Here is a 25,349-nt window from a genome sequence, read left to right as displayed (position 1 = left end):
AGGCCTGGGTAAGACTTCCGGCCTTTGATCCCCGCAGACCTCATGCGCGGGAGATCAGCGATGAGTGAGATCGCCGGGATTCGCCCGGTCGACCGTCCGGCGGGGGCGCCCTCCCCCGTCGAGGCCGCGCAGCAAGCGCAGAGCCCGCGCCCGAATGTGAACGCGGGCGACCGGGCGCAGGCTCGTCTTGATCCAGCGGTCACGGTCGATATCGGCCGCAACGATCCGGCAGATTCCGATCGGCAAGCACAGGCGGAGTATCGCGGGCGTTACATCAAGGAGCCCGACTCACATCAGATCGTGTTCCAGGTCATCGATCCCGGAACCGGCACTGTGATGGTGCAACTTCCGAGCCCGCAGGCGATTGAGGCGCGCACCTACGCCGAGGCGGCCGCTGCCCGTGCAGCGACGTCGGCCACGGTCGAAGCCCGCGGCCAACCTGTCGACCGTACGGCCTGATCGCACTTATGGACTGGACGGGTCGGCTTCTTTGAAAGGGCGTCTACCCGGCGAGCCAGCGATGCCACATGGCGCGGAACGCTTGCGCCATGTCCTCCGCCAGCAGGCGGTGGTCCATATGCGGGCTGCGGATCATCCGTCCGCGAAGATCATGCCGTAGCGCGAGCAGCCAGTCGCGATCCTCGGCCATGCGTACGGCGAGCGCGATATACTCCTCAACTGTGCGGACGCTGAGTTCGGGCAGCCCGACATTGTTCAGGATGGAATGCCCCATGCGTGAGGAGAAGCTGTCTCCTTCCAGCGCGATGAATGGGACACCCATGTAGAGTGTGTCGAGGCTCGTCGTACCGCCATTATACGGGAACGGGTCGAGCGCGACGTCCACGCGATTGTTGAGGACGAAGCGATTGCGCGGAAGGCGTGGCTCGATCATCACTCGGTCGAGCGGCAAGCCATTGTCGCTCAGCCGCTTCTCAACCTGCGCCCGGATGACGTCCGAATCGACACTCGCCACTTCGAGAAGGAGTCGGGCGTCGGGAATTTGGCGCAAGATCTCGGCCCAGGCCCGCAGCGTGCGGTCGCTGACCTTGGTGAAGCGGTTGAAACAGCCGAAGGTGATGTGGCCGTTATCAAGACACGGAGCCCGCTCTGCGACATCCGGCGTCCGGGGATTGGCCTGATAGCAGGCGCTGACGCGCGGCAGGCGCCACAAGGTTTCGACATACAGATCGTCGCCAACGCCATCCGGCTCCGAGAAACCCTCCGTGAAGCGGTAGTCGATGGCCTTCATGCCGGTGGACGCCACGTAGCCGATCCAGGTCGCCTGGATCGGAGCGGGCTTGCGGGCGAAGACGAGCAGGCGATTGCCCGCCGTGTGGCCGGATAGGTCGATGAGGATGTCGATCGCATCGGCCTCGATCAGGTCGGCCGCCTGATCGTCATCGAGGCAGCGGATGGAGCGCCAAACATCGAAGTGATCCTTCAGGCGTGCCGTTGCTGCATCCTCGGTCGGCGTGTTCGAGTAAGCGAAGAGTTCGAGCTGTGTCCTGTCGAAGTTTCGCAGTGCCGGCTCGAAGAAGTAATTGACCGCGTGCTCATAGAAGTCGCCTGAGACAATACCGATGCGCAGGCGCCGGTCAGGGTCGCGATCATTCACGAAGGGGCGATTGCGCAACAGCGGGTCGGCGAAAGTGGAGCCGAAGGCGCGCGCGTCTGTGATGTACTCGACAGGGTTGTAGTCGTTCGCGTAGAGCCGGCTGAATAGGCGGTTGCTGTGGCTGCTCACGAGAGTCGGGTCGATCGCGAGTGCATCTCCGTAACAGGCAATGGCTTCATCGATCCGGCCCATGTCATGATAGACGATGCCGAGGTTGTTGTGGCCGAGCGCATTCGCGGGATTGAGCGCGATGGAGGTTTCCAGATGCCGGATCGCCTCTTCGAAGCGCTGGGCCTTGTGCAGGACTAGACCGAGATTGTTATGCGCTAGGAAGTTGTCCTCGCCGAGTTCGATCGCCTTCTGGAGGCACTCGATCGCAGGCACAAATTCCCGCCGGTTGGTGAAGATGTTCGACAGATTGATGAAAAAGCGCCCCGTGTTGCCATCCTTGTAGATCGAAATGCTCATCAAGTCGTAGGCGAGCTCGGGGCGATCTGTTGCCGCTGCAATCAGGCCTGCGAAATGGATTGCCTCTGAATGATTCTCATCGAGCAGCACGATAATGTCGATGAGAGCCTCGGCCTCCGAGAACTTGCGCTCGGCGAACAAACCGTTCGCCTGCTCGAACAGGTTGCCGACCAACGCCGTCTGGGTCGCCAAGGTGAGGGGGTCGGAGAAAGCTTCGCGCTTGAAGCGTTCCAAGATAGCCCGGGCATCCGGAACGCGTCCGAGGCCCAGAAGCGTGGTAGCAAGCGACAGCCAGTAGCGAGGCTCCGCCGGATTGCTCTTTAGGGCTGTCGTGAAGTGGGCGATGGCATCGTTTCCGAATCCACCCTGCGCCCAGATCACGCCGAGCTTGTAATTGGCCTCGGCATGCGCGGCATTGCGCTCCAGCACGCGCTTCAGCTGCTGCACGGCGTCGCGCAGGCGGCCCGCTTCCTGATGCGCTGCCGCCTTGCGCAGGATCCGCTCCTCCAAAGGAAGCTGGACGGGCGTAGCTGACGGAGTCTGATTCCTGCCGCTGCGGACCATGCAAGTGCCTCTCGTCGCCGCGCCCTCGGCCACGGGGCGCCGATATGCCGAAGGCGGCGGTAGCCTGAGCCCCGCCGCCTGGAATGCGTATCCGTCGTGACTCGGCGGGGGTTAGCGGAGGAGCTGGAGGATGCTCTGCTGGGCCTGGTTGGCCAATGAGAGGGCCGAGATTCCAAGGGATTGCCGGGTCGACAGCGCCTGGGAATTGGCCGCTTCCTCGTTCAGATCCGCGTCGGTCAGCTTGGACGCGCCCGTATCGAGCACGTTCTGGAGATGCTTGGTGAAGTCCTGCCGGTTCTGCACCACCGACAGGTTCGAGCCGAAGGTCGAGGCGTTCGAGCGCAGCGTCGAGGCGGCGACGGTGAGCGAGCTGGAGGTGGTCTTGATGTCCTTGTCGAGCAGGAAGTTGCCGACATTGGCGTTGTTGCCCGAGGTGTTGGTGACCGCGCTCAAGCCGAGTCCGAGCGAGGTCGCGTCCACGCCCTGCACGTCGAGGTTGGAGGTGTCCTTCTCGTTGAAGGAGATGTGCAGCTTGTTGGTCGTGGCGCTGCTGGAGAGCAGGTTGACGCCGTTGTAGCTGGCATCGCGCGCGAGCTGGTCGATCTGGGTGAGCAGGTTGTTGTACTGGGCGGCGAGGCTCGCGCGCTCCTTCACGCCCGTCACCGTCAGCTCCTTGGCCTGCGGGACGCCCGTGACCGGGGCGCCCGAGGTGCCGTAGACGGCCGAGCTGCCCGAGCCGGCCGTGAAGCCCAGAGCCGTCTGGCTGGTCGTGTCGCCGAACTCGATGTCGGCATTGGCGCTGATCACGAGTTTCGTGCCGGCGGTGTCCTTCGAGAAGATGTTGCCCACGCCCGCGGAGACGGCGGCCGAGTTGAGCGCGATCAGCGCCTGATCGATGCTGGCGCTCTGGGCGATGGTGGCCGAGAAGGCAGTGCCGTTGGCGAACAGGTTGATCGTGGTGCCGCCGGAGGCGGACGGGGCCGAATAGGAGTTCGAGGCCGTGCCCGAGGTGTTGAGCTGGGTGGCCAGCGCCTGGTTGGCGGTGGACTTGGCCGAGTCGATCAGCTTCTGGATCGAGGTCAGGCCCTGGTTGGCCGCCTGGATGGTCTGGACGCCGTTCGAGATGTTGTCGAGCAGGGTGCCGAGATCCGAGGAGCGGTTCGACAGGGACTGGGCGGTGAAGAAGTTGACCGGGTTGTCGAGGGCCGAGGAGACCTTCTTGCCGGTGGAGAGGCGGTTCTGGGTGGTCGCGGTCAGCGCGGATGTATCCTGCAACGAGAGCAGGTTCTGGCGCGTCGCGGCGGACAGCGTGACTTCGGATGCCATGACGGGACCCTCGGTTGGAAGACGGCGTTAGGGTTAAGAAACCACCGTTTGGTTGCCATTCGGTTAAGCTTTCCAGAACCTTGCCGGCATCGTCCGCGCGAAGCGCCGGGGCGGGCCCCGAACGCGAAAAAACGGCCGGGCGACGAGCCCGGCCGTTTTCGTGAGCAGCGCCCCTGGAAGCGCGTCTGGAAGCGCCCCGGCGAACCGGGGCGGCTGGGCTCAGCGCAGGAGCTGCAGGATGCTCTGCTGGGCCTGGTTGGCCAGCGACAGCGCCGAGATGCTGAGCGACTGGCGGGTCGACAGGGCCTGCGAGTTCGCCGCCTCCTCGTTCAGGTCCGCATCGGTCAGCTTCGAGGCACCGGTATCGAGCACGTTCTGAAGCTGCTTGGTGAAGTCCTGCCGGTTCTGCACCGTCGACAGGTTCGAGCCGAAGGTCGAGGCGTTCGAGCGCAGCGTCGAGGCCGCCGAGGTCAGCGTCGTCGCCGTCGACTTGATGTCGGTGTCGAGCAGGAAGTTGCCGACATTGGCGTTGTTGCCCGAGGTGTTGTTGACCGAGCTCAGACCAAGGCCCTTCGAGGTCGCGTCCACGCCCTGCACGTCGAGGTTGGAGGTGTCCTTCTCGTTGAAGGAGATGTGCAGCTTGTTGGTCGTGGCGCTGTTCGAGATCAGGTTGACGCCGTTGTAGCTCGAGTCCTTGGCGAGCTGGTCGATCTGGGTGAGCAGGCTGTTGTACTGCGCAGCCAGGTTCGCGCGCTCCTTCACGCCCGTCACCGTCAGTTCCTTGGCCTGGGCGACGCCCGTCACGGCCGAGCCTGTGGTGCCGTAGGACACGGCCGAGCCCGAGCCGGCCGTGAAGCCGAGCGCCGTCTGGCTGGTCGTATCCGCGAACTCGATGTCGGCATTGGCGCTGATCACGATCTTCGTGCCGGCGGTGTCCTTCGAGAAGATGTTGCCCACGCCCGCCGAGGTGGCGGCCGAGTTGAGGGCGGTCAGCGCCTGATCGATACTGGCGCTCTGGGCGATGCTGGCCGAGAAGGCGGTGCCGTTGGCGAACAGGTTGATCGTGGTGCCGCCGGAGGCGGACGGAGCCGAATAGGCGCTCGAGGCGGTGCCGGTGGGGGTGATCTGGGTGGCCAGCGCCTGATTGGCGGTGGGCTTGGCCGAATCGACGAGCTTCTGGATCGAGGTCAGGCCCTGGTTGGCCGCCTGGATCGCCTGGATGCCGTTCGAGATGTTGTCGAGCAGGGTGCCGAGATCCGAGGAGCGGTTCGACAGGGACTGGGCGGTGAAGAAGTTGACCGGGCTGTCGAGGGCGGAGGAGACCTTCTTGCCGGTGGAGAGGCGGTTCTGGGTGGTCGCGGTCAGCGAGGCCGTGTCCTGCAGCGAGAGCAGGTTCTGGCGGACGGCAGCGGTCAGAGAGACGGAAGACATGGGGGGTGATCCATATTGATCATCGAACCATCATTTTGACGGCACGAGGACCACACCACGCCGCGCTCTGCCGAGTGGTTAAACGGACCGGCGCGCGGCGGGGCTTTCCCCAGATCCGCGCCTGTTTGCGGGCAATCCCCGCCTGTTCCTTCAATCGTCGTTAACGAGATGTGACCATGCTCCGGGGTGACCCGAGCCGGAGCTGCCCATGCCCCTCAAGATCGAGCTGAAGCCCTCGGAGCGCCTGATCATCAACGGCGCCCTCATCCGGAACCTCGACCGGAAGGCGACGCTCCTCGTCGAGGGACGCTGCAAGTTCCTGCGCGAGAGCGAGATCATCCGGGAGAGCGAGGCGGATACGCCCTGCAAGAAGCTCTGCGTGACGCTGCAGGTGCTCTACCTCGCCGACGATCCGAGCGCGCCGGAGAACCTGTTCGTGCAGCAATCGACGGCGCTGCTGGGGCTCATGCCGAGCGCGGGTCCGTATCTGCTGGCGATCCACGACGCGATCGCGGCGCAGGAATACCACCGGGCGATCAAGCTCGGTAAGCAGCTCGTGGCCCACGAGGCCGCGTCGCGCCTGCCCGGCGCGGCCTGAGGGCCCGCCCGATCCCCCTCGAACGGGCTCTCATCCGACATCCTGTCCCTGAGCCTGGGGGCCGGTCGGTCCCGGCGGGGGCTGCCGTCGGAGCCTGTTCGAGCCGATCGAGCGGGTATTGATCCGGCGTATTCCCTCCCCGACCTCATCCTGAGGCGCCGCAGCGCAGCGGAGGCCTCGAAGGAGACCTCCAGCCGTCTCGCGATCCCTGAAGGCCTGCTTCGAGGTTCGGCTGTCGCCTCGCACCTCAGGATGAGGTGGATGGGCGGGAGGGCCCGCATCTGCGCGTGACCATCCGTCGATCCCTCTCGAACAGGCTCTCAGAGCGACTGGTAGAGCTGCGAGAACGTGACGACATTCGTCAGGCCGTGGGAGCGCGCCTGTCTGATGATGTCGTCCGTCGAGGACTTGGCGAGCACGACGAGGACCTGCGGAAGCTTGGCCTTGAGGGCGTCGGGAAGGCTCAGCTCGATGCCGTGAACCTCTTTCACGTAGCGGCCGATATAGGCATCGACGAGAACGTGGATCCGGTCCGTCCGCAGGCCGCCGAAGGTGACCAGGGCGTCGAAGATTCGCCCTCCCCCCCAGAAGCCGACCCGCTGGCGCTCCATCAGGGCGTTAAGCCGATCGGCGATGCGCTTCAGGGTCTCGCGGTTCAGGCGCAGGGTTTCGGCATAGGCCCGGACCAGCGCGGCGGTCTCGACCGGGCGGGACGGGTGGGCGGGCCGGAAGGGCGCCGGATTCGGCTTTTGGTCCGACCGTGTCGCCACCACGGTGATGTTCGAGATGTCGTCGCCGGGGCTGACGAACAGGATCTCGAAGCCGAGATGGGTCATGAACGCGACGAGCAGATCCCGGTCGAAGTGGAAGCTGTGCTTGTCGATGAAGAATTCCTCGGAAATCTCGGGATCGGACAGGATGGCGAGATTCGGCACCTCGAGGAACAGGTGCCCGCCCGGCTTGAGGGAGCGGTAGATCTGGCCGAGCATGGCGCTCGCCGAGGCGGCATGCTCCAGCGTGTGCGCGCAGTGGACCAGATCGAACGGCGCGCGCGCGTGGGCGATCTCGGGGGCGACGTCCTCGAAGCGGGCGATCGCGAGCCCGACCTGCGGCAGGTCCCGGTAGGTCGCGACGACCGAGGCGTCCGGCTCGATCGCCGTGATGGCGGCGTGCGGCCGGAGGCCGAGGAGCCAGTGGATGAAATCGCCGCGGTTCGAACCGATATCGAGGACGGTCGAGACCCTCTCCAGGGGGATCTGGGCCGTCAGGACCGGGATGGTGGCCTTCAGGCGCAGGCCCTTGCCGTGCCGGATATTGCCCCAGCCCGCGGCGCTGCTGATCGAGACCCTGCGCCCCTCCGGCTTCGGGGCGTGATAGACCGATTGCACGAGGCCGCAGCCGGTGCAGACCGCGATCTCCGCCTTGCGGGCCGAGTCAGGCACGGCATAGACCGCGTCGGCATCCGCGCCGCCGCAGAGATCGCAGCGGAAGCCCTCAATAGGTGACACGATACGGCTCCCTCTCCGCGTAGCCGAGACGTTCCATCATCGGCCACGCGATTGCGGTGAACTGTGCGGCCTGCTTGGGCGTCAGCTTGAAATCCATCGGGAAGAACACCCCTTGCGGGGTCTGCATCGTCTCGAAATACGCGTCGCCATACGGGATCCCGACCATGCCGAGGAAGCGCGCGAGCAGGTCCCGGTCGCTCGTCAGGTCCTCCAGGCGAACGAACAGCTTCTGCGCGTCCGGAATCTGCGCGAAGCTGTCGAGGATGACACGGTTCGACTCGCTCCAGTGATAGGCCATCCTCTGGTACTGATCGAAGCCGGGAAAGGCCTCGAAGAAGGGCTGGCCCCGGCGCGGGATGTTCCACCAGTACTTCTTCTCCGCCGGCGGCCTCGGGACTGAAGCCGGATCGTCGAGCCAGGCCGAGAGCGCGGCCGTGCTGTCGTCGTCGTAGGCTTCGCTCGTCAGCTTATGGAAGAAGGAGCTGGTGACGTTGCGCCCGTCGCGCGCCAGATGGATGAAGCGCGCCGTGGGGAACAGGTCGAGGATGGGCTCGATGAGCCAGGAGAGCTTGTTCGAGCTGTCGACGAAGTATCGGGCCTTGGAATAATGGATGCCGGCGCCGTGGCAGGCCGCGAAGCGCGCCTTCGCCTCCGCCCTGCTGCAGAGCCCCATGTAGTATTCGCACGCCACCGGCTGGATGTGCGTGCAGAGATATTCGTGGTGGGCCTCGATCGTATCGTGCCCCGCCAGGAGCTTCGCGATCATGCGCGTGCCCGAGCGGCCGCTGCCGACGATGAAGACGGGTATCGTATCGCGTGCCATCGGGCCTACCTCGTTGCCGCGAGACCATCACGGTCGATCTGGTGTTGGTGTTCGGCGTACCACCGGTAGAGGCTTTCCATGCTCGCGCGCAGGTCGCGAAACGGAAAATTGCCGATGGCGTCCAAGAGGCGCGCGTTGTCGCCGCTGTATTCGCGACCGAGGCCCCCCTCGAAGATCCGGATCGGAAGATCCTTGCCGGCGATGTCGCACGCGAGACGGGCGATGGCCGAGAGAGGAACGCCCCGGCCGGTGCAGACATTGCAGGTCCGATGAGCGGGCTCGTTCTCCAGAAACCACGCCGTGACGGTCACGAGGTCCGCCACATCGAGATAATCGAACACCGTGTCTTGGCGGATCGTCAGGGGCAGATCGAAGAGCGCCTTGCACAGCACGTTCGAGATGAACCGGATGCGCCAGCTCTCATAACGGCCGAAGACCCCGAACAGCCGAAGATTGTAGATGTTCTCGGCCGTTTCGATGTGCAGCGCCTGCAGATATTTCGACAGGCCGTAATCGGTCTCGGGTACCCGCGTGCCGAAATACCGCTCCCTGACGCGCGGCGGCATCGTCAGCTTGCAATACTCGGCACCCGATCCGTAATGGATCATGCGGCCGAAGCAGTCGTTGCAGCGCGCGACGTTGAAGAACATCCGCAGATTGTTCTGGAGGGTGAGCGACCGGTCCTTGTTCGAGGCCGTCGTCGCATCCCAGGTCGCCGCATGGATGACGGCGTCGAAGCGGCCCGCCTGAAGATAGCGTCGGGTTGCCTCCGCATCGAGCAGGTCGAGCGCGCGGCTGCCGGGGGCCGCGACCGCGCAGGTCGGCGACAGGGCTTCGACGAGGTTGCGGCCGATGAAGCCGGAGCCGCCGGTGATCAGGATCCGCCTCACCGCCGCCCCCGGCCCTCGGGCATGGTGCGCTGCCCGGACGCCCGGGCGCGCGTCCGCCGCGCGGGCCGGTCGCGGCGGGATCGCGGCTGCGCGCGGCTCATCGGGGCCGCATCACCAAGTGCTCGGGCACCGCCTCCGAGGCGGGATCGACCGGCACGAGCATGTTCGCGAAGAACTCGGCGCGCGGCAGGAGCGGCGACATGTCCTCGAGGGGCATCGACAGGATCGAGCCATCGGGCTGCGGCAGCGCCGCCGATTTGGGGAACAGGGCCTCGTCCTGCACGACGCGCACGTCCACGAGGAGCGGGCCGGGCGCCGCGAGCGCCCGCCGGATGCCGGCCGTCAGGTCCGCGGCATCCGCGATGGCGAAGGCGTCCCAGCCGAAGGTGCGGGCGAGCGGCACGAGGTCCGGGATGTCGAGCTTGCCCTGCGGGCCGCTGCCGACGTAGCGCCCCTCGAAATAGTTGCGCTGCGTGTTGCGGATCGAGGCGTAGCCGCCATTGTTGATCACGAACAGCCGCAGCGGCAGGCCGAGCGTGGCGATGGTCTGCATCTCCTGCAGGTTCATCATCAGCGAGCCGTCGCTCTCGATGCCGATGAAGGGCCGGCGATCCGAGGCCATGAAGGCGCCGATCATGGCCGGCAGGCCGTAGCCCATGGCGCCGAGGCCGGAGGTGAGGAAGACCCGCTGGCCCGGCTTGTTGCGGAAGCCCGTGTAGAAGAACTCGACCGCGAGGCCGGAACTGCCGGTCACGATCAGGCTGTCCTCGGGCAACGCGTCCGAGAGGGCGTCGGTGACGTGGAAATGGCCGATCGGGCCGGACTCGGGGAAGGGCGCGCCGTCGTTGATCGGGTAGCGCGCCTTCCAGTCGGCGCAGCGGGCGAGCCAGGCGGAGCGGTCCGGCGCCTGCGCCGCGCGCGCCTCGGGCAGCAGGGCCGTGATGAAGTCCCGCGCATCGGCCTCGATGCGCCGGGCAAAGCCCGCATTGCCGGCGAATTTGGCGAGTTCGGCCGGGTCCACGTCGACCACGACCTTCTGGGCGTGGCGGCCGAACTTGGCCGGGTTGTAGGCGGTGACCACGTTGTCGAGGCGGGCGCCGATGCTGAGGATCAGGTCGGCGTTCTGCACGGCGAAGTTCGGCGGGCGGAGCGCCACCGTGCCCGGCTTGCCGATGCTGAGGGGATGGCTCGCCGGGATCAGGTCGGTGGCGTTCCAGGTCGTGGCGACGGGCACCTGCAGCGCCTCGTAGAGTTCGCGGAACGGCCCGGCCGCCTCGGCGAGGCGGATGCCGTGGCCGGCGAGGATCAGGGGGCGCTCGGCCCGCGCCAGCATCGCCATGACGGCGCGGGCTTCCGCACGCAGCGGCGCCTCCGGCGCGGGCGGCGGGGGGGTGAAGGGCGCGAGCGCCTCGGGGTCGATGGTTGCGTTCTGCACGTCGAGGGGGATGTCGAGCCAGACCGGGCCGCGGCGCCCGGTGGTCGCGGCGTGCACCGCCTCCTCCAGATGGCGCCGGATGGCGAGCGGCTCCATCACGCGGGCGACGTATTTGGTGATCGGGCGCACGATCGAGACGATGTCGACCTCCTGCGGGCCCATCTGGCGCACGCCGCTCTCGCCGATCAGGTCGGCCCGCTTGACCTGGCCGGAGATGATCAGGAGCGGCACCGACTCGATCCAGGCGCCCGCGCAGCCGGTCACCGCGTTGGTCGCGCCCGGCCCCGTGGTGACGACGGCGCAGCCGAGCCGCCCGTTGATCCGGGCATAGGCCTCCGCCGCGATGCTCGAGGCCTGCTCGTGGTGGTTGGCCACGTAGCCGAGGTCGGGATGGTTGCCGAAGGCGTCCACGAGGTACATGGCGCCGCCGCCCGGCACCAGGAAGACGCAGTCGACCCCCTGCCGGGCGACGAAGCCCGCCACGTAGTCGGCAAGGCGCATGGGACCAGTCATCGTCGTGTCTCTCGTCGCGGCCGGCGGGCTCTCAGCCGAGCCAGTACCGCAGGAAGGTCTTGCGCTCGGCCGTGCCGGCGATGGCGGGGTCGGTGTAGAAGGAATCGTCCGCCGCATGGGTGGTCGAGATCTCCTCGAACACCGCCCCCGTCGCGCTCTCGAAGGCGTGCCGGACGCCCGGCGCGATGGTGACGACGGAGCCCGGGCGACAGGTCTGCGCCACCCCGTCGAGGGTCAGGCTGAGGTCGCCGTGGAGGACATGGAAGGTCTCCTCCTTGGTGCGGTGGTACTGCTCCGGATGGGCCTGGCCCGGCAGCACGACGATCAGCTTCTTGCAGTAGCCGCGGTTGACCACCGTCACCATGGTGATGCCGTGGCTCTCGAACCGGTCGAGCCCGTAATGGTGCGAGATCTCGAGCTCCGCCTCGCCGGGCACCACGCCGCGGCTCTCGGCGATCAGGGCCTTCACCCGCTCCACGATCGAGAGGATGCGGGCGCGCACCTCCTCGCGCCGCGTCCGGTCGCCCATCACGGGCGCCCCGGCCGGGATGGCGTCGGTGGCGGTGAAATGGGTGTATTTCGACCAATCGTTGGCGGTCACCTGCCCCGCCTGCGTCGGGATGGCGAAGAACACGTCCCCGTCGCGCAGGCGCTCCCCGGCCCGGATGGGCCGCTTCGCGAAGGCGCCGCGGCGCAGGTCCCGCAGGGCCGCGAGCTCGCCGTCCGAGGGCTCGACGCGCTCACCGGTCACGCCCGCGCAGGCATAGGCCTTGGCCGCCGCGTCGAGCCAGGCCCGGGCCTGGGCCGGCGAGGCCGAATAGGCGTTGAGCGCGTAGGCCTCGGTCGGCACGCCGACATGCTTCTCGAACAGGCTCGCCCCCTTGGCGACCGCCATGGCGACCGGCAGCGTCTCGTCCGGATCCTCGTGCGTCGAGTAGCCGATGCGCAGATGCGGGTAGCGCGCCCGCAGCAGGTCGATCTGGTTGAGCTGGAGGTCGGCCGCGGGCGTCGGGTACTGCGCGACGCAGGCCATCAGCGCGAAGTCCTTCTGCCGGTTGCGCATGAAGGCCACGACGTTGTCGAGATCGTCGAGGGCGATGCCGGCGGTGGATCCGATCACCGGCAGGTCGGTGGCGCCGATCGTCTCCAGGAGCGGCCAGTCGGTGAAGGAGCAGCTCGCGATCTTGAGGAGGTCGAACCCGTCCGCCACGATCCGCTCCACCGAGGGCTCGTCGAAGGGCGTGCACATGGCGGAGAGCCCGTGGCCCTTGATCGCCGCCACCAGGCGCCGGGTCTCCTCGCGGCTGAGTCGCGTCTCGGAGAAGCGCTTGATGTACTTGATGTCCGTCCGGCCCTGGAAATCCGGGTGGATGAAGGTGTCGAGTTCGCGGAACTGCAGCTTGATCGCGAAGCGGAAGAGGTAGTCGCGCGCGATCCCGGCGAAGGTGTCGATGATGCGCAGGCCGTGCTCGACATCCCCCATATGGTTGTTGGCCAGCTCGAAGATCACGAGCGGCTCGGGGATGCGCGAGGGCTGAGGCGTCGGGTGGGCGGACATCGTAGGCTTTCCGGGTTCCGGCCCCGTCACGCGCGGCGGCGGGCGGTGGACGGGCGGGCTTCGGGTTCGGGGGCGCCGACAGGCGAGGCGGTCGGGATCCGTTCGCGTCGGCAGGCGTCGGGGTGCCGCGGCATCATCGCGGCGCTCCGGATGCGGCCGGACGATCCGTGTAGTCCGCGATCTGGCTGAGAGCGAGGCGGCGCAGGTCCGCGCCCGATCGGTCGGTCCGGTAGAGGGCGACGCTCGCGGCCAGTGCCTGCTCCAGGTTCCAGCGTGGCGCCCAGCCGAGGCGCCGGCGCGCCTTGCCGGAATCCAGGTGGAGGAGCCTGGCCTCGTGCGGCGCGTCGGGCTCGGGAGCCGCCCGCCAGCCCTCGGGGCGTCCCCAGAGCCGGCAGACCGTCTTGGCCACGGTGCCGACCGTCGCCTCCGAGCCCGGATCGGGGCCGAAATTCCAGGCCTCGCCAGAGACATCACCAGCCTCGCCAGAGACGTCACGCCCCTCGCGAGAAATGTCACGGGTCTGGCCCGAGATCGGATCGGACGCGTCCGGGCCGGTTGTCCCCGCCGCGCGCTCGGCAAGGAGAAGGTAGCCGCAGAGCGGCTCGAGCACGTGCTGCCAGGGGCGGACCGCGTCGGGATGGCGAATGGGCACCGGTCTGGCCGCCATGAGCCCCCGCACGAGGTCTGGCACCAGCCGGTCCGTCGCCCAATCCCCGCCGCCCACGACGTTGCCGGCGCGCGCCGTCGCCACGCGCAGTCCGTCTCCGCCTCCGAAGGAGCGGGCATAGGACAGGGCCGCGATCTCGGCGCAGGCCTTGCTCGCGCTGTAGGGGTCATGCCCGCCGAGCGGATCCCCCTCCACATGGGCGCGCCCGGTCTCGCGGTTCTCGTAGCACTTGTCGCTGGTGACCACGATGACCGGGCAGGCGCCGCCGAGGCCGCGGACCGCTTCGAGCAGGTGCACCGTGCCCATCACATTCGCCGCGAAGGTCGCGACCGGTTCCGCGTAGGAGGCGCGCACCAGCGATTGCGCGGCGAGATGGATCACCACCTCGGGCTCGCAACGCGCCACGGCTTCGCGCATCGCCGCCCCATCGCGGATGTCGCCGCGCCCGTCATGGGCGAGGTCGAGGGAGCCGACATCCGCGTAGAGGCTGCGACCGGGCAGCGGCCCATCGGAGACGCCGTGGACCCGCGCGCCGAGCGCCTGAAGCCAGAGGGCGGCCCAGGCTCCCTTAAATCCGGTATGGCCGGTGAGCAGCACACGGCGTCCCGTCCAGAAGGCGGGATCGGGCAGGCCGCCCGCGGCGGGCCGGGCGCTCACCAGCGTTTCCACGGCGCCGCGCCCCGGGCCCAGAGCTCCTCCAGGTGCAGCTTGTCCCGCAGCATGTCCATCGGGTGCCAGAAACCCACATGACGGAAGGCGCGCATCTCGCCCTCATGGGCCAGGGACTCCATCGGCTCCTGTTCCCAGACGGTGTCGTCCCCCTCGATCCGATCCAGGGCCCGGGGCGACAGCACGAAGAAGCCGCCATTGATCAAATCGTTGGCCGCGCTCGGCTTCTCCTTGAAGCTCGTCACCTGGTCGCCGTCGAGGCCGAGCGCACCGAAGCGGGCAGCGGGGGCGACCGCGGTGACGGTGGCGAGCCGTCCGTGATCCCGGTGGAAGGCGATCAGGTCCGCGAGATCGATATCCGCCAAGCCGTCGCCGTAGGTCATGCAGAAGGGATCATTGCCGAGATATTTGCGGACGCGGCGCAGGCGGCCGCCGGTCATCGTCGCCTCTCCGGTCTCGACCAGGGTGATCTGCCACGGCTCCGAGGTGTTGCTGTGCACCGTCGTCGTGTTGGTTCGCAGATCGATCGTGACGTCTGAATTGTGAAGGTAGTAATTCGAAAAATATTCTTTGATCATATAGCCCTTGTAGCCGAGGCAGATCACGAATTCGGTCAGTCCAAAGGACGAATAATACTTCATGATATGCCAGATGATCGGCCTGCCGGCGAGCTCGACCATCGGCTTCGGTCGGATCAGGGTCTCCTCGCCGAGCCGCGTCCCGCGTCCGCCGGCCAAGATGACGACTTTCATGGCTCCTCGTCCCCATCGATCCCGACCCCGGCTGTCCGCCCATGCGCGCACGGGCGGACAGCCGGGGCCCGGTGACCGCATCGCGATCAAATGCGATCATGGTTAACCAAATCTTTCGCTCTCCGGCGCCAAGCCTGTGCCGGACCCCAAATGCCGCCGGAACCTCTCCTCCGGCGCCGCGCACGGATTCCTGCCGATGGCCGACATCAGCGACGCGCATCCCCGCGAGCCGCGCGAGGATACCCCCGAAGCCCTGCGCCGCCAGATCCTCGATCTCGTGGCGCGCTACGCCGATCTGGCGCACGCGCCGAAGCCGTTCGATCCGGCGGCCTCCCCGGTCCCCGTCTCCGGCCGGGTCTACGGCGCGGAGGAGATGCAGCTCCTCGTCGATTCGGCCCTCGAATTCTGGCTGACCACGGGCCGGTTCAACGATGCGTTCGAGGCGCGGCTCGGCCGCATCATCGGGGCGCGCTACCTGCTCACCTGCAATTCAGGCTCCTCGGCCAACCTCCTCGCGGTGACGGCGCTCACCTCGCATCTGCTCGGCGAGCGGCGCCTGCGTCCCGGCGACGAGGTCATCACCTGCGCCACCGGCTTTCCGACGACGGTGAACCCGATCCTGCAGAACGGGCTCGTCCCGGTCTTCGTCGATGTCGAGATCCCGACCTACAACATCGACGTGCGCCAGCTCGAAGCCGCGCTCTCGCCGCGCAGCCGGGCCGTGGTGATCGCGCATACCCTGGGCAATCCGTTCGACCTCGCGGCCGTCACGGCCTTCTGCAAGGCGCACGGCCTGTTCCTGGTGGAGGATTGCTGCGACGCGCTCGGCGCCACCTACGCGGGCCGCATGGTCGGCACCTTCGGCGATGTCGGCACCTTGAGCTTCTACCCGGCCCACCACATCACCATGGGCGAGGGCGGCGCCGTCTTCACCGGCTCCAGCCGGCTGAAGCGTGCGCTCGAATCCCTGCGGGACTGGGGCCGCGACTGTTATTGCGCGCCGGGCCGCGACGATACCTGCGGCAAGCGCTTCGGCTGGCAGCTCGGCGAGCTGCCGGAAGGCTACGACCACAAGTACATTTACGCCCATCTGGGCTACAATCTGAAGATCACCGACATGCAGGCGGCGGTGGGGCTCGGCCAGCTCGACCGTCTCGACGGCTTCATCGCGGCGCGGCGGCGCAATTTCGCGCGCCTGCACGAGCGCCTGAGCCCCTTTGCCGACCGCCTCATCCTGCCCGAGGCGACGCCCGGGTCCGATCCGTCCTGGTTCGGCTTTCCGCTGACCTTGCGCGAGACGGGCCGGCGCACCGCGCTCCTGCGGCATCTGACGGAGCAGCGGATCGGCACGCGGCTCCTGTTCGGCGGCAACCTGACCCGGCAGCCCTACATGCTCGGACGGCCGTTCCGAACGATCGGCGACCTCGCGGCGAGCGACCGGGTGATGCACGACACCTTCTGGATCGGCGTCTATCCCGGGCTCGGGGACGCCGCCATCGACTACGCGGCCGAGACGATCGGCGCCTTCCTCGACGAGGCCCGCGCGGTTCGCCTCAGCGCATGCTGAGGCCGGCGGCGAGGTGATGGTTGATGGAGATCAGGGCCGCGAGCTTCTCGGGCTTCGGGTCGACCATGGTGTCGATCACCCGGCGGAACACGAAGACCGCGAGATCGGCGACATTGGTCTTGATCTCGTCCGGCAGCGGGCTCGCCGGATCGGTCGCCGCGCCGGCGATCACGGTCCAGACCTTTTGATTGAAGGTGAGCGCCGCGGCGAGCGCCGATTCCTGATTCGCCCAATCGTCCTGCACGGCCTGGAGCTGGCGGGCCGCCTTCATCAGGACGGCGGCTTCCGCCTCGCGGGGGCTGACGGCGCTCTGCGAGGTACGGGCATAGGCGTTCGCGGCGTGCATCATGGACGAAGAACCCTCGACGCGCCCGCGCCATGCGCGGGGCGGGGATGAGGAGTCGCATGCAGCGTCTTAAGACAGGGTAAGCATACCGCTTGCCGTAATGCCGCCCGCTTGCCGGAGGAACCATCCCGCGGCATCGCATGCTGGCGACCGCCCCAGGACTTCGCGGAGATGATGAACTTTCTGCTCGGCGCGACGGCCGGTGCGCTGATCGCCTGCGTCGGCACGATCACGGCCCTGCGCAATCCCGACCTTCAGGTTCGCCTCGGCCTGAGGCCGAGCGTGGTCGCCGCGGCCCCGGCGCCGCGCCCGCCGGAGCCCGCCTGCCCGCCCCCCGTGGTCGAGCACTCGGTCGGCTCCACCGAGATGCTGCTCTCGCCGCGCCGCTTCTGGTCGATCGCGCCGGACAAGCGGCCGCAATAGGGATTCGCGGGCCGCGCCAGGCGTCGAGATCTAGATTCGCGGCGCGTGCGAGACGACCGTCCGGATCGCGAAGCTCGATTGCAGGCGCGCGACGCCCGGCAAGCGCGAGAGCACCTCCTTGTGCAGGCGCTCGTAGTCGCCCGCATCCTTGACCTCGAGCTTCACGAGGTAATCCGCACTGCCGGTCATCAGGTAGCAGTCGCGCACCTCCGGACAACGGCGCACCGCGGCCTCGAAGCGGTTCAGGTAATCCTCGGTCTGCCGGTCGAGTGTGATCTGCGTGACCACCACGAGGCCGCCCTCGTCGGGCAGGGCATCGATCAGCGCCGCGTAGCCGCGGATGATGCCCGTCTCCTCCATGAGGCGCACGCGCCGGTGGCAGGCGGACGGCGACAGGCCGACCCGCTGCGAGAGATCGGCATTGCTGATCCGCCCCTCCCCCCGGAGGACGCGGATGATGCGGCGGTCGATGGCGTCGATATTCGGCATTCGGAGAAGTTTCGTTCGCGACGCAGATTCTTGCGCAGGCAAGCTTACAGCGGCAGGTCCTGCGCGTCATCGCGAAGAAATTCGAGGATCCTTCGCCTAAGCTCAGGGCATCCGCCTTGGAGGGGTCCTGGCATGGCGTTCCTGGCTGCGCGTTCCGTCGATCCGGTCCCGAGCGATCCTCCCACCGTCCAGGCGGGCCGCCGCGCCGGGGCGATCCTGACCGTCGATCTCGCCGCCATCGCCGAGAACTACAGGCTCCTGCGCCGGCAGGCCGGGCGGGCCGCCTGCGCCGCGGTGGTCAAGGCCGACGCCTACGGGCTCGGGGCGGCGCGCGTCGCCCCGACCCTCGCGCGGGCGGGCTGCCGCGACTTCTTCGTCGCCCATCTCGAGGAGGGGCTGGCGCTTCGCGCGATCCTCGGCCGGGGGCCGCGGATCGCGGTTCTGCACGGCGCGCCGCCCGGTACGGAAGGCGATTGCCGCGCCCAGGATCTCGTTCCCGTCCTCAACGATCTCGAACAGGTGGCGGCGTGGCGCGGCCTCGCCCGGCGCCGGGACGAGGTCCTGCCCGCGATCCTGCAGGTCGATACCGGCATGGCCCGGTTCGGTCTCCCGCGCGCGGATCTCGACCGGCTGCTTGCCGGGCCGGACGGCCTCGCCGGCCTGTCGCTCGATCTCGTCATGAGCCATCTCGCCTGTGCCGACACGCCGGACCACCCGGCCAATGCGGAGCAGCACGCGGCCTTCGCGAGCCTCCGCTCGCGGTTGCCCGGCGTGCCCGCGAGCCTCGCCGCCTCGTCCGGGATCTTCCTCGGTCCGGCGTTCCAGGCCGACCTCGTCCGGCCGGGCGCCGCGCTCTACGGCGTGAACCCGCAGCCCGGACGCCCGAACCCGATGCGGCCGGTGGTGCGCCTCCAGGCCCGCATCCTGCAGCTGCGCGAGGTCGCGGCAGGCGCCGGCATCGGATACGGCCACACCGCGGTCGCGCGCCGGCCGATGCGCCTCGCCGTGGTCGCCGCCGGCTATGCCGACGGCTACCTGCGCAGCGCCTCCGGGCGCGGCATGGCTTTTGCCGGTCCCCATCCGCTGGCGGGGGTCGGGCGGGTCTCCATGGACAGCCTGATCCTCGACGTCACGGACGTGCCGCCGGAGGCGGTTCCGCTCGGTGGGTTCGTCGACCTGATCGGGCCGGGCCACGGCGTGGACGCCCTGGCCGAGGCCGCCGGCACGATCGGCTACGAGGTGCTGACGAGCCTCGGAGCCCGCTACCACCGCGTCTATCGCGAGGCTTGAGAGGATCCGATGCACGTTCTGGTTCTCGGCGGCGGCGTCGTCGGCGTCACCTCGGCCTGGTATCTCGCCCGGGCCGGCCATCAGGTCACCGTGGTCGACCGCCAGCCCGGCGCGGGGCTCGAGACGAGCTTCGCCAATGCCGGCCAGGTCTCGCCGGGCTACTCGGCGCCCTGGGCGGCGCCCGGCATCCCGGTCAAGGCGCTCAAGTGGCTGATGATGCGCCACCGCCCGCTCGTGCTCTGGCCGAGCCTGGAGCCGCGCCTCTACGGCTGGCTCGCCCGGATGCTCGCGAACTGCACCGAGGAGGCCTATACCCGCAACAAGGGCCGCATGGTCCGGCTGGCCGAGTACAGCCGCGACGCCCTGCGCGACCTGCGCGCCGAGACCGGCATCGCCTACGACCACCGCGAGCAGGGCACGCTGCAGCTCTTCCGCACGCAGAAGCAGCTCGACCACGTCCCCGACGACACCCGCGTCCTCGACGCCTACGGCGTGCCCTACGCGGTGCTCGATCCCGCCGGCTGCATCGCGGCCGAGCCGGCGCTCGCCCGGGTGTCCGGCACCTTCGTCGGCGGCCTGCGCCTGCCCGGCGACGAGACCGGCGACGCGCATCTGTTCACGCAGCGCCTCGCCGCCCTCTGCGAGGCGCAGGGCGTCAGCTTCCGCTACGGCACCACGGTGGCCGGCCTGCGCCATGAGGGCGGCGCCGTCACCGGCGTGGTCACGGGCTCGGGCGCGGTCCTGAGCGCGGACGCCTATGTCGCGGCGATGGGCAGCTACACGCCGGCCCTGCTGCGCCCCCTCGGGATCGACCTGCCCGTCTATCCCGTGAAGGGCTACTCGCTGACCCTGCCGGTCACGAACCCGGAGGCCGCCCCGGTCTCGACGGTGATGGACGAGACCTACAAGGTGGCGATCACCCGGCTCGGCGACCGCATCCGGGTCGGCGGCACGGCGGAGCTGGCGGGCTTCAGCCAGGTCCTGCGCCCGCCGCGCCGCGAGACCCTGGCGCGCTCGCTCGGCGACCTGTTCCCGGCGGGCGGCGACCTCGACCAGGCCCGGTTCTGGACCGGCCTGCGCCCGATGACGCCGGACGGCACGCCGATCGTCGGGCCGACAAGCCTCGCCAACCTCTACACCAATACCGGTCACGGCACGCTCGGCTGGACCATGGCCTGCGGCTCGGGCCGCCTCCTGGCCGATCTCGTCTCCCGCCGCGCGCCCGAGATCGCGGCGGACGACCTCGCCCTCGGCCGCTACCGTAGGGCGGCGTGAGCGGCGGCGTGACGCCCGTCAGCCGAGCCGCATGGCGGCGATGCCGACGAGGATGACCACGGCCGCCACCGCGCGGCCCGCGATGAGTGGCTCCTTGAGGAGAGTGACCGAGATCAGCGCCGCCACGAGCACGCTGGTCTCGCGCAGGGCCGCCACCAGGGGGATCGGCGCGACGGTCATCGCCCAGATCGCGATCCAGTAGGAGCCGAGCGAGAACAGGCCGCCGAACAGGCCCGGTACCGCGACGCTCCTGAATTGGCGCAGGACGCCCACGCCCCGGCGCCACAGCACGAAGGCGATGAGCGGGATGCCGTCAACGACGAACAGCGCCGCCGAATAGGCGTGGGCGTCCCCGGCGACCCGTGCGCCGATGCCGTCGACCAGGGTGTAGCCGCAGATCGTCAGCGCAGTCAGACCCGCCCAGCCGAGGGCCCGCGGCCGCAGCCGGCCGTTGCGGCTGCCGAAGGCCATCAGGCCGACGCCGAGGCACAGGATGCCGATACCGGCCGCGGCGAGCGGCGCCACCGGCTCGCCTAGCACAACGAGGGCGGCGAGCGTCGTGAGGAGCGGCGCGCTGCCGCGCGCGATCGGGTAGACCTGCCCCATATCGGCCTGCCGGTAGGCCTCCGTCAGGGCGAGGTAGTAGCCGAGATGCAGGACGATCGAGCCGAACAGCCAAGGCCATGAGGCCAGGGTCGGCAGGCCGACCACCAGGAGCGCCGGCAGGGCGATCACCCCCGCGCTCGCCGTGATCAGCGCCATGGTCAGGATCGGCTCCAGGCGCAGCTTCACCAGGGCGTTCCAGCCGGCATGCATGCAAGCCGCGGCGAGAACCGCGGCGAAGACCGGGGCGCTCATGCGGCCTCCGCGGCGGCGAAGGGGCGGTCGGAGACGTGTGCGGGCAGGTGCTGGCCGGCGAGATCGATCGCGTAGCGGCCGGAGGTCTCGACGCCCGCCTCGTCCGCGATCCGCCCGATCGCCACCAGCCCGCCCAGCCGGTCGCTCCAGGCCGCGGATGTGACCTCGCCGACGGGGGCGCCGTCGCGCAGGATCAGCTCGCCGCCCCAGGCCATGGCCTCGGCCGGCAGAGCGCAGGTCAGGTTGACGAGGCGCTCGGCCGGCGGCGCGGCCCGGGCGGCGAGAGCCGCCTCGCGGCCCACGAAGCGCGGCTTGGCGAAGGCGAGGACGCCGGCGAGCCCGGCTTCGGTGGGCGTCGTGCACGGGCCGATGTCGCGGCCCCAGGCCGGGTGGCCGCGCTCGATCCTCAGCGCGTCGACCGCCTGGAAGCCGACATCGCGCAGGCCGAGCGTCGCGCCCGCCGCGATCAGGCTGTCATAGACCCCGGCCGCGAACTCGGTCGGCACCAGAAGCTCGACACCGTCCGGTGCGATGTAGCTGCGCCGCACGGCCCGCACCGTCGCGTAGCCGATCTCGACCTCGGCCGAGCCCTCCGGCGGGATCTCCGACAGCCGCGACCGGCCGACCCGCGCGAGCAGCTCCGCCGTCCGCGGCCCCGCGAGCGCCAGGACGGCGTAGGCCGAGGTGACGTCGGTAAGGATGGCGTGGCAATCCGCAGGGATAGCCCGGCGGACGAGATCCGCGTCGCGCATGGCCTGACCGGAGCCAGTGGTCAGGAGGACGGCATCCTCCGCGAGGCGCAGCGCCACCAGCTCGCTCTCGATGCCGCCGCGCCGGTTCAGGATCGGCGTGAAGCGGCTCTCGCCGACCGCCATGGCGAGATCCGCGGCACAGAGGGTCTGGAGCACGGCAAGCGCGTCGCGCCCCTGAACCAGGAGCTTGCCGAGACTCGTCATGTCGACGAGGCCGACCGCCGTGTTGACGGCGCGCTGCTCGGCCGCCACCGCCGCGAGCCAGGGGCCGCGGCCGAACCCGTAGGCGGGCGGATCCGCGGTCTCCCCGGGCGCGAACCGGTTCGGCCGCTCCCAGCCCATCTTCGAGCCGAACACCGCGCCCTTCGCGGCGAGGCGGTCGTGCAGGGGCGAGCGGCGCAGCGGCCGTGCCGATTCAAGCTCGCGGTTCGGCCAGGGCATCGCATAGTGCAGGCCGAGCGTCTCCTTCACCCGGTCGTGCAGCCAGGCCGGATTCGCGTTGAAGCGCCCGAAGCGGCGGATGTCGACGGCCCAGAGGTCGTCCGTGGCTTCGCCGGCCACAATCCATTCCGCGAGCGCCCGGCCGGCACCGCCGCCGAGCGCGATGCCCGCGGAGTTGAAGCCGGCCGCCACGAAGACACCCTCGCATTCGGGCGCCGGCCCGAGCAGGCAGTTGTTGTCCGGCGTGAAGCTCTCCGGCCCGTTGAGGAAGAGCTTGACCGGGGCGGTCTCCAGGGCCGGGACGCGCTGGATCGCATTCTCCATCAGGATCTCGAACTGGTCCCAGTCGTCGGGCAGGAGCTGGAACGCGAAATCCTCGGGGATGCCGTCCATGCCCCAGGGCTTGGCCTGCGGCTCGAACCCGCCCATCACGAGGCCGCCGACCTCCTCCTTGAAATAGACGTAGCCGTCCGGGTCGCGCATCACGGGCAGATCCGGATGGACGCCCGGGATCGCCTCGGTGACGACGTCCATGTGCTCGGCCGAATGCAGCGGCACGGCGACTCCGCAGAGGGCGCCGACCTGCCGCGACCATTGCCCGGCGGCGATCACCACCGTCTCGCAGGCGATGCGGCCGCGGTCCGTCACCACGGCGGCGGCGCGGCCCTTCGCCGTCTCGATCGCGCGGACGCGCGTCGTCTCGAACAGGCGGGCGCCGCCCGCCCGGGCCCCCCGCGCCAGGGCGGCCGTCACGTCGGACGGGTTGGCCTTGCCGTCGCCGGGCAGCCAGACGGCGCCGAGCAGGTCGTCGTGGCGCATCGGCGGGAAGAGCCGGCCGGCCTCCGCCGCCGTGACCGGCTCGACGGCGACGCCCTGCGCGCGGGCCATCGCGACGGTCCGCGCGAGCACCGTCATGCGCTCTGGCGTGCGCGCCACCGTGAGCGAGCCGCAGCGCTTCCAGCCGGTGGCCTGCCCGGTCTCCGCCTCGAGACGCTCGTAGAGGCCGGTCGAGTAGCGGATCATCCGCGTGAGGGCGGCCTGCTGGCGAAGCTGCCCGACGAGGCCCGCCGCGTGCCAGGTGGTGCCGCTCGACAGCCGCCCCTGCTCCACCAGGACCACGTCGCGCTGGCCGAGACCGATGAGATGGTAGGCGATCGAGGTGCCGACGATGCCACCGCCGATGATCACGGTTCGGGCCTGGGTCGGGAAGGCGGCATCCGTCATCGCGGCTCTCCTGTGCTCGGCCGAGCCCTAGCCCGGCCAGACCCGAACAAGCAACAGAAAACCACAAAAAACCACATCAAGCGGCAACGATGATCCCAAGTCCCCGCCCCGTCAGGGCCTCGGCCATCGGGGAGGGCGGTGCGGCATCGACGATGAGGGTCGTCTCCGGCGGGATCGGATGCAGGCGGATCGGCGTCAGGCGGCCGAATTTCGTGCGGTCGACTACGACGAAGCCGCGCTCGGCCGCGCCGAGCATCGCGGCGCGCAGCTCGGTCGGCAGCACCGCGAAATCGGTGAGGTCGCCCGATTCGGAGATACCGCCGACCCCGATGAAGGCGAGGTCGGCGCGGAAGCGGGACAGCGCGGCGATGCCCTCGCTGCCGAAGGCGGCTTCGTCCGCGCCGTTCACCTCGCCGCCGAGCAGGTGCAGCCGGATGCCGGGCACCCGGCAGAGCACGAGTCCGATCGACAGGCTGTTGGTGCAGACGGTCAAGCCGCGCCAAGCCGGGCGACCCGGCCCGGACAGCGCCTGCGCGACGGCCAGGGTGGTCGAGCCCGAATCGAGCAGCAGCACCATGCCGTCTTCGACGAGGGCCGCCGCCGCCCGCCCGATCGCCGCCTTGCCCTCCGGATTGTCACCCTGACGCACGGCGAGCGCGGGCTCCTCGGAGCGGCGGGTCGCGCCGCCATGCACGATGGCGAGCTGGCCGCGGCCGGCGAGCGCCTTGAGGTCGCGCCGGATGGTCTCGCGCGAGACCGCGAAGCGGGCGGCCATCTCCTCGACGCTGATATGGCCGTCCGCGGCGAGGCGCTTCAGGATCTCGCCATGCCGGCGCGCGGCGATCGCGCGGGCGGATGAGGCTGTCTCGGCGCTCACGGGCGATCTCCGACGGGTCGCGTCTCGGCGGCGAGGTCGAGCACCGCCCGGATCAGGCGCAGCGAGCGGCGGCGGGCGAGGCAGGCGATGGCATGACGGTTCGACAGGTCCGCCCCGGTGATCGGGATCGCACGGATGCGTCCGTCCTCGCCGCATTCGAGGGACGAGACGATGCCGATGCCGATCCCGGCGGCGGCGGCCTCGATCACCGCCTCGCGACTGTCGAGCTCCATCAGGACCAGGGGCTCCACGCCGCGGCTGCGGCAGGCCCTGTCGAAGGTGCGCCGGGTGACGGAGGTGGGCTCGCGCAGGACCATCGCCTGCCCATCGAGCGCGGCGAGGTCGAGGGCCGCGCGCCCGGCGAGGGGGTGGCTTCGGGCCAGCACGGCGCGGATCTCCGAGACGGCCAGCACCTCCAGGTGAAGCTCCTCGCGCGGCTCGGCCTCGGTCACGACGCCGATGCTCGCCCGCTCGGTCAGCAGGGCCTCGTAGGTCTCGGCCGCGTTGCCGAGGCTCAAGGAGACCGTGATGCCGGGATGCCGCGCGCGCAGGCGCGCCAGCAGCGGCATCACCACGTGGGGCGAATCGGCGGCGATCTCGATGCGTCCGGTGACCAGGGCGCGGTTGGCTAGGAGCAGGTCCTCGGCCTGCTCGACGAGGCCGAACAGGGGCCGCGTCAGCGCCGCCAGCGCCTCACCCTGGGGCGTCAGCTCGGCGCTGCGGGCGGTGCGGCGGAACAGGACGAGGTCGTAGCGCTCCTCCAGTGCCTTCACATGCCCGGTCACCGCCGGCTGGCTGATGCTCAGGCGCTTGGCCGCACGGGTGAAGCTGCCCTCGCGGGACACGGCGTCGAAGGCGCGCAGCTGGAACAGGTTCATCGCGATCCATCGGCCCGACTGATGGGAAACATCACGACAAACGATTTGATCTGATGGGAGCGCGAACGCAAGATCCTCTCGTCCGCAGCGATCCCGGCGCGGATGACCGAGG

22 protein-coding genes are annotated in these 25,349 nt (G+C 69.3%); 6 read left to right on the top strand and 16 right to left on the bottom strand.

Translation table 11 applies throughout. The features are described 5' to 3' along the window. Positions 1-60 precede the first annotated feature (60 nt). Positions 61-459, top strand: coding sequence for a hypothetical protein (locus tag MET9862_RS07015; RefSeq protein ID WP_142582391.1), 399 nt, complete (start codon positions 61-63; stop codon positions 457-459). 43 nt (positions 460-502) lie between these two features. On the opposite strand, the gene MET9862_RS07010 is transcribed toward MET9862_RS07015, so the two are convergent. The 3 genes from MET9862_RS07010 to MET9862_RS07000 form a co-directional block, all read right to left on the bottom strand. Then, the gene (locus MET9862_RS07010) at positions 503-2,647 is read right to left on the bottom strand and encodes a tetratricopeptide repeat protein (protein WP_142582390.1); all 2,145 of its coding nucleotides are present in this window, start codon (positions 2,645-2,647) and stop codon (positions 503-505) included. A gap of 111 nt (positions 2,648-2,758) precedes the next feature. Continuing rightward, positions 2,759-3,973, bottom strand: coding sequence for a flagellin N-terminal helical domain-containing protein (locus MET9862_RS07005; RefSeq protein WP_142582389.1), 1,215 nt, complete (start codon positions 3,971-3,973; stop codon positions 2,759-2,761). 219 nt (positions 3,974-4,192) lie between these two features. Next, positions 4,193-5,404, bottom strand: coding sequence for a flagellin N-terminal helical domain-containing protein (locus tag MET9862_RS07000; RefSeq protein ID WP_142582388.1), 1,212 nt, complete (start codon positions 5,402-5,404; stop codon positions 4,193-4,195). Between the two features lie 208 nt (positions 5,405-5,612). On the opposite strand from MET9862_RS07000, the gene MET9862_RS06995 reads away from it, so the two are divergent. Then, positions 5,613-6,002 (top strand): flagellar biosynthesis repressor FlbT, encoded by a 390-nt coding sequence (locus MET9862_RS06995; RefSeq protein ID WP_142582387.1) that lies wholly within the window; start codon positions 5,613-5,615, stop codon positions 6,000-6,002. Positions 6,003-6,322: 320 nt separating this feature from the next. Here the strand turns inward: MET9862_RS06995 and MET9862_RS06990 are convergent, their stop codons facing one another. From MET9862_RS06990 to rfbF, 7 genes are all read right to left on the bottom strand, one after another. After that, on the bottom strand, positions 6,323-7,510 hold the full coding sequence (locus MET9862_RS06990; protein WP_185156778.1) for a methyltransferase domain-containing protein: 1,188 nt from the start codon (positions 7,508-7,510) through the stop codon (positions 6,323-6,325). Continuing rightward, positions 7,497-8,333 carry a sulfotransferase family protein gene (locus MET9862_RS06985; RefSeq protein WP_142582385.1) on the bottom strand — a complete coding sequence of 279 codons (837 nt, stop codon included), beginning with the start codon at positions 8,331-8,333 and terminating at the stop codon, positions 7,497-7,499. Before MET9862_RS06985 ends, MET9862_RS06990 begins: the two co-directional genes overlap by 14 nt. A gap of 5 nt (positions 8,334-8,338) precedes the next feature. Further along, the gene (locus MET9862_RS06980; RefSeq protein ID WP_185156777.1) at positions 8,339-9,223 is read right to left on the bottom strand and encodes an NAD-dependent epimerase/dehydratase family protein; all 885 of its coding nucleotides are present in this window, start codon (positions 9,221-9,223) and stop codon (positions 8,339-8,341) included. Between the two features lie 97 nt (positions 9,224-9,320). After that, positions 9,321-11,171, bottom strand: coding sequence for a thiamine pyrophosphate-binding protein (locus MET9862_RS06975; protein WP_142582383.1), 1,851 nt, complete (start codon positions 11,169-11,171; stop codon positions 9,321-9,323). Positions 11,172-11,202: 31 nt separating this feature from the next. After that, positions 11,203-12,729 (bottom strand): N-acetylneuraminate synthase family protein, encoded by a 1,527-nt coding sequence (locus MET9862_RS06970; protein ID WP_185156776.1) that lies wholly within the window; start codon positions 12,727-12,729, stop codon positions 11,203-11,205. Positions 12,730-12,862: 133 nt separating this feature from the next. Next, positions 12,863-14,053, bottom strand: coding sequence for a CDP-glucose 4,6-dehydratase (rfbG, locus tag MET9862_RS06965; protein ID WP_244612605.1), 1,191 nt, complete (start codon positions 14,051-14,053; stop codon positions 12,863-12,865). Beyond that, the gene (rfbF, locus tag MET9862_RS06960; RefSeq protein WP_142582418.1) at positions 14,050-14,817 is read right to left on the bottom strand and encodes a glucose-1-phosphate cytidylyltransferase; all 768 of its coding nucleotides are present in this window, start codon (positions 14,815-14,817) and stop codon (positions 14,050-14,052) included. The genes rfbG and rfbF overlap by 4 nt, the downstream gene beginning before the upstream one ends. A 196-nt stretch (positions 14,818-15,013) precedes the next feature. Here rfbF and rfbH point away from each other — a divergent pair, with 196 nt between their 5' ends. After that, positions 15,014-16,384 carry a lipopolysaccharide biosynthesis protein RfbH gene (rfbH, locus tag MET9862_RS06955; RefSeq protein ID WP_142582382.1) on the top strand — a complete coding sequence of 457 codons (1,371 nt, stop codon included), beginning with the start codon at positions 15,014-15,016 and terminating at the stop codon, positions 16,382-16,384. Here the strand turns inward: rfbH and flaF are convergent. Then, positions 16,371-16,733, bottom strand: coding sequence for a flagellar biosynthesis regulator FlaF (gene flaF / locus MET9862_RS06950; RefSeq protein ID WP_142582381.1), 363 nt, complete (start codon positions 16,731-16,733; stop codon positions 16,371-16,373). The two genes, rfbH and flaF, sit on opposite strands and share 14 nt — an antisense overlap. 168 nt (positions 16,734-16,901) lie before the next feature. On the opposite strand from flaF, the gene MET9862_RS06945 reads away from it, so the two are divergent. Beyond that, positions 16,902-17,153 (top strand): hypothetical protein, encoded by a 252-nt coding sequence (locus MET9862_RS06945; RefSeq protein ID WP_142582380.1) that lies wholly within the window; start codon positions 16,902-16,904, stop codon positions 17,151-17,153. Between the two features lie 30 nt (positions 17,154-17,183). Here the strand turns inward: MET9862_RS06945 and MET9862_RS06940 are convergent, their stop codons facing one another. Further along, on the bottom strand, positions 17,184-17,642 hold the full coding sequence (locus tag MET9862_RS06940; RefSeq protein ID WP_142582379.1) for an Lrp/AsnC family transcriptional regulator: 459 nt from the start codon (positions 17,640-17,642) through the stop codon (positions 17,184-17,186). Positions 17,643-17,774: 132 nt separating this feature from the next. Between MET9862_RS06940 and alr the strand changes: the two genes are divergently transcribed. Both alr and MET9862_RS06930 read left to right on the top strand, forming a co-directional pair. Beyond that, positions 17,775-18,932: an alanine racemase gene (alr, locus tag MET9862_RS06935; RefSeq protein WP_142582378.1), complete on the top strand. Its 1,158-nt coding sequence runs from the start codon at positions 17,775-17,777 to the stop codon at positions 18,930-18,932. A gap of 9 nt (positions 18,933-18,941) precedes the next feature. Further along, positions 18,942-20,207, top strand: a complete 1,266-nt coding sequence (locus MET9862_RS06930) for a D-amino acid dehydrogenase (protein WP_142582377.1) — start codon at positions 18,942-18,944, stop codon at positions 20,205-20,207. A gap of 18 nt (positions 20,208-20,225) precedes the next feature. Here the strand turns inward: MET9862_RS06930 and MET9862_RS06925 are convergent, their stop codons facing one another. From MET9862_RS06925 to MET9862_RS06910, 4 genes are all read right to left on the bottom strand, one after another. Then, entirely contained in the window at positions 20,226-21,065 is an 840-nt protein-coding gene (locus tag MET9862_RS06925) for an EamA family transporter (protein ID WP_142582376.1), read from the bottom strand. Then, entirely contained in the window at positions 21,062-23,482 is a 2,421-nt protein-coding gene (locus MET9862_RS06920) for a GcvT family protein (RefSeq protein ID WP_142582375.1), read from the bottom strand. The genes MET9862_RS06925 and MET9862_RS06920 overlap by 4 nt, the downstream gene beginning before the upstream one ends. 76 nt (positions 23,483-23,558) lie before the next feature. Continuing rightward, a complete protein-coding gene (locus MET9862_RS06915) occupies positions 23,559-24,359 on the bottom strand; it encodes a DeoR/GlpR family DNA-binding transcription regulator (RefSeq protein WP_142582374.1) in 801 nt (266 codons plus the stop codon). Beyond that, positions 24,356-25,237, bottom strand: a complete 882-nt coding sequence (locus MET9862_RS06910; protein WP_142582373.1) for a LysR substrate-binding domain-containing protein — start codon at positions 25,235-25,237, stop codon at positions 24,356-24,358. The genes MET9862_RS06915 and MET9862_RS06910 overlap by 4 nt, the downstream gene beginning before the upstream one ends. Between the last annotated feature and the right edge of the window lie 112 nt (positions 25,238-25,349).

Source organism: Methylobacterium symbioticum (genome assembly GCF_902141845.1).
GTDB lineage: Bacteria > Pseudomonadota > Alphaproteobacteria > Rhizobiales > Beijerinckiaceae > Methylobacterium > Methylobacterium symbioticum.
Note: the sequence above shows the minus strand (reverse complement) of the source record. Positions and strands in the feature narration are given on the sequence as shown.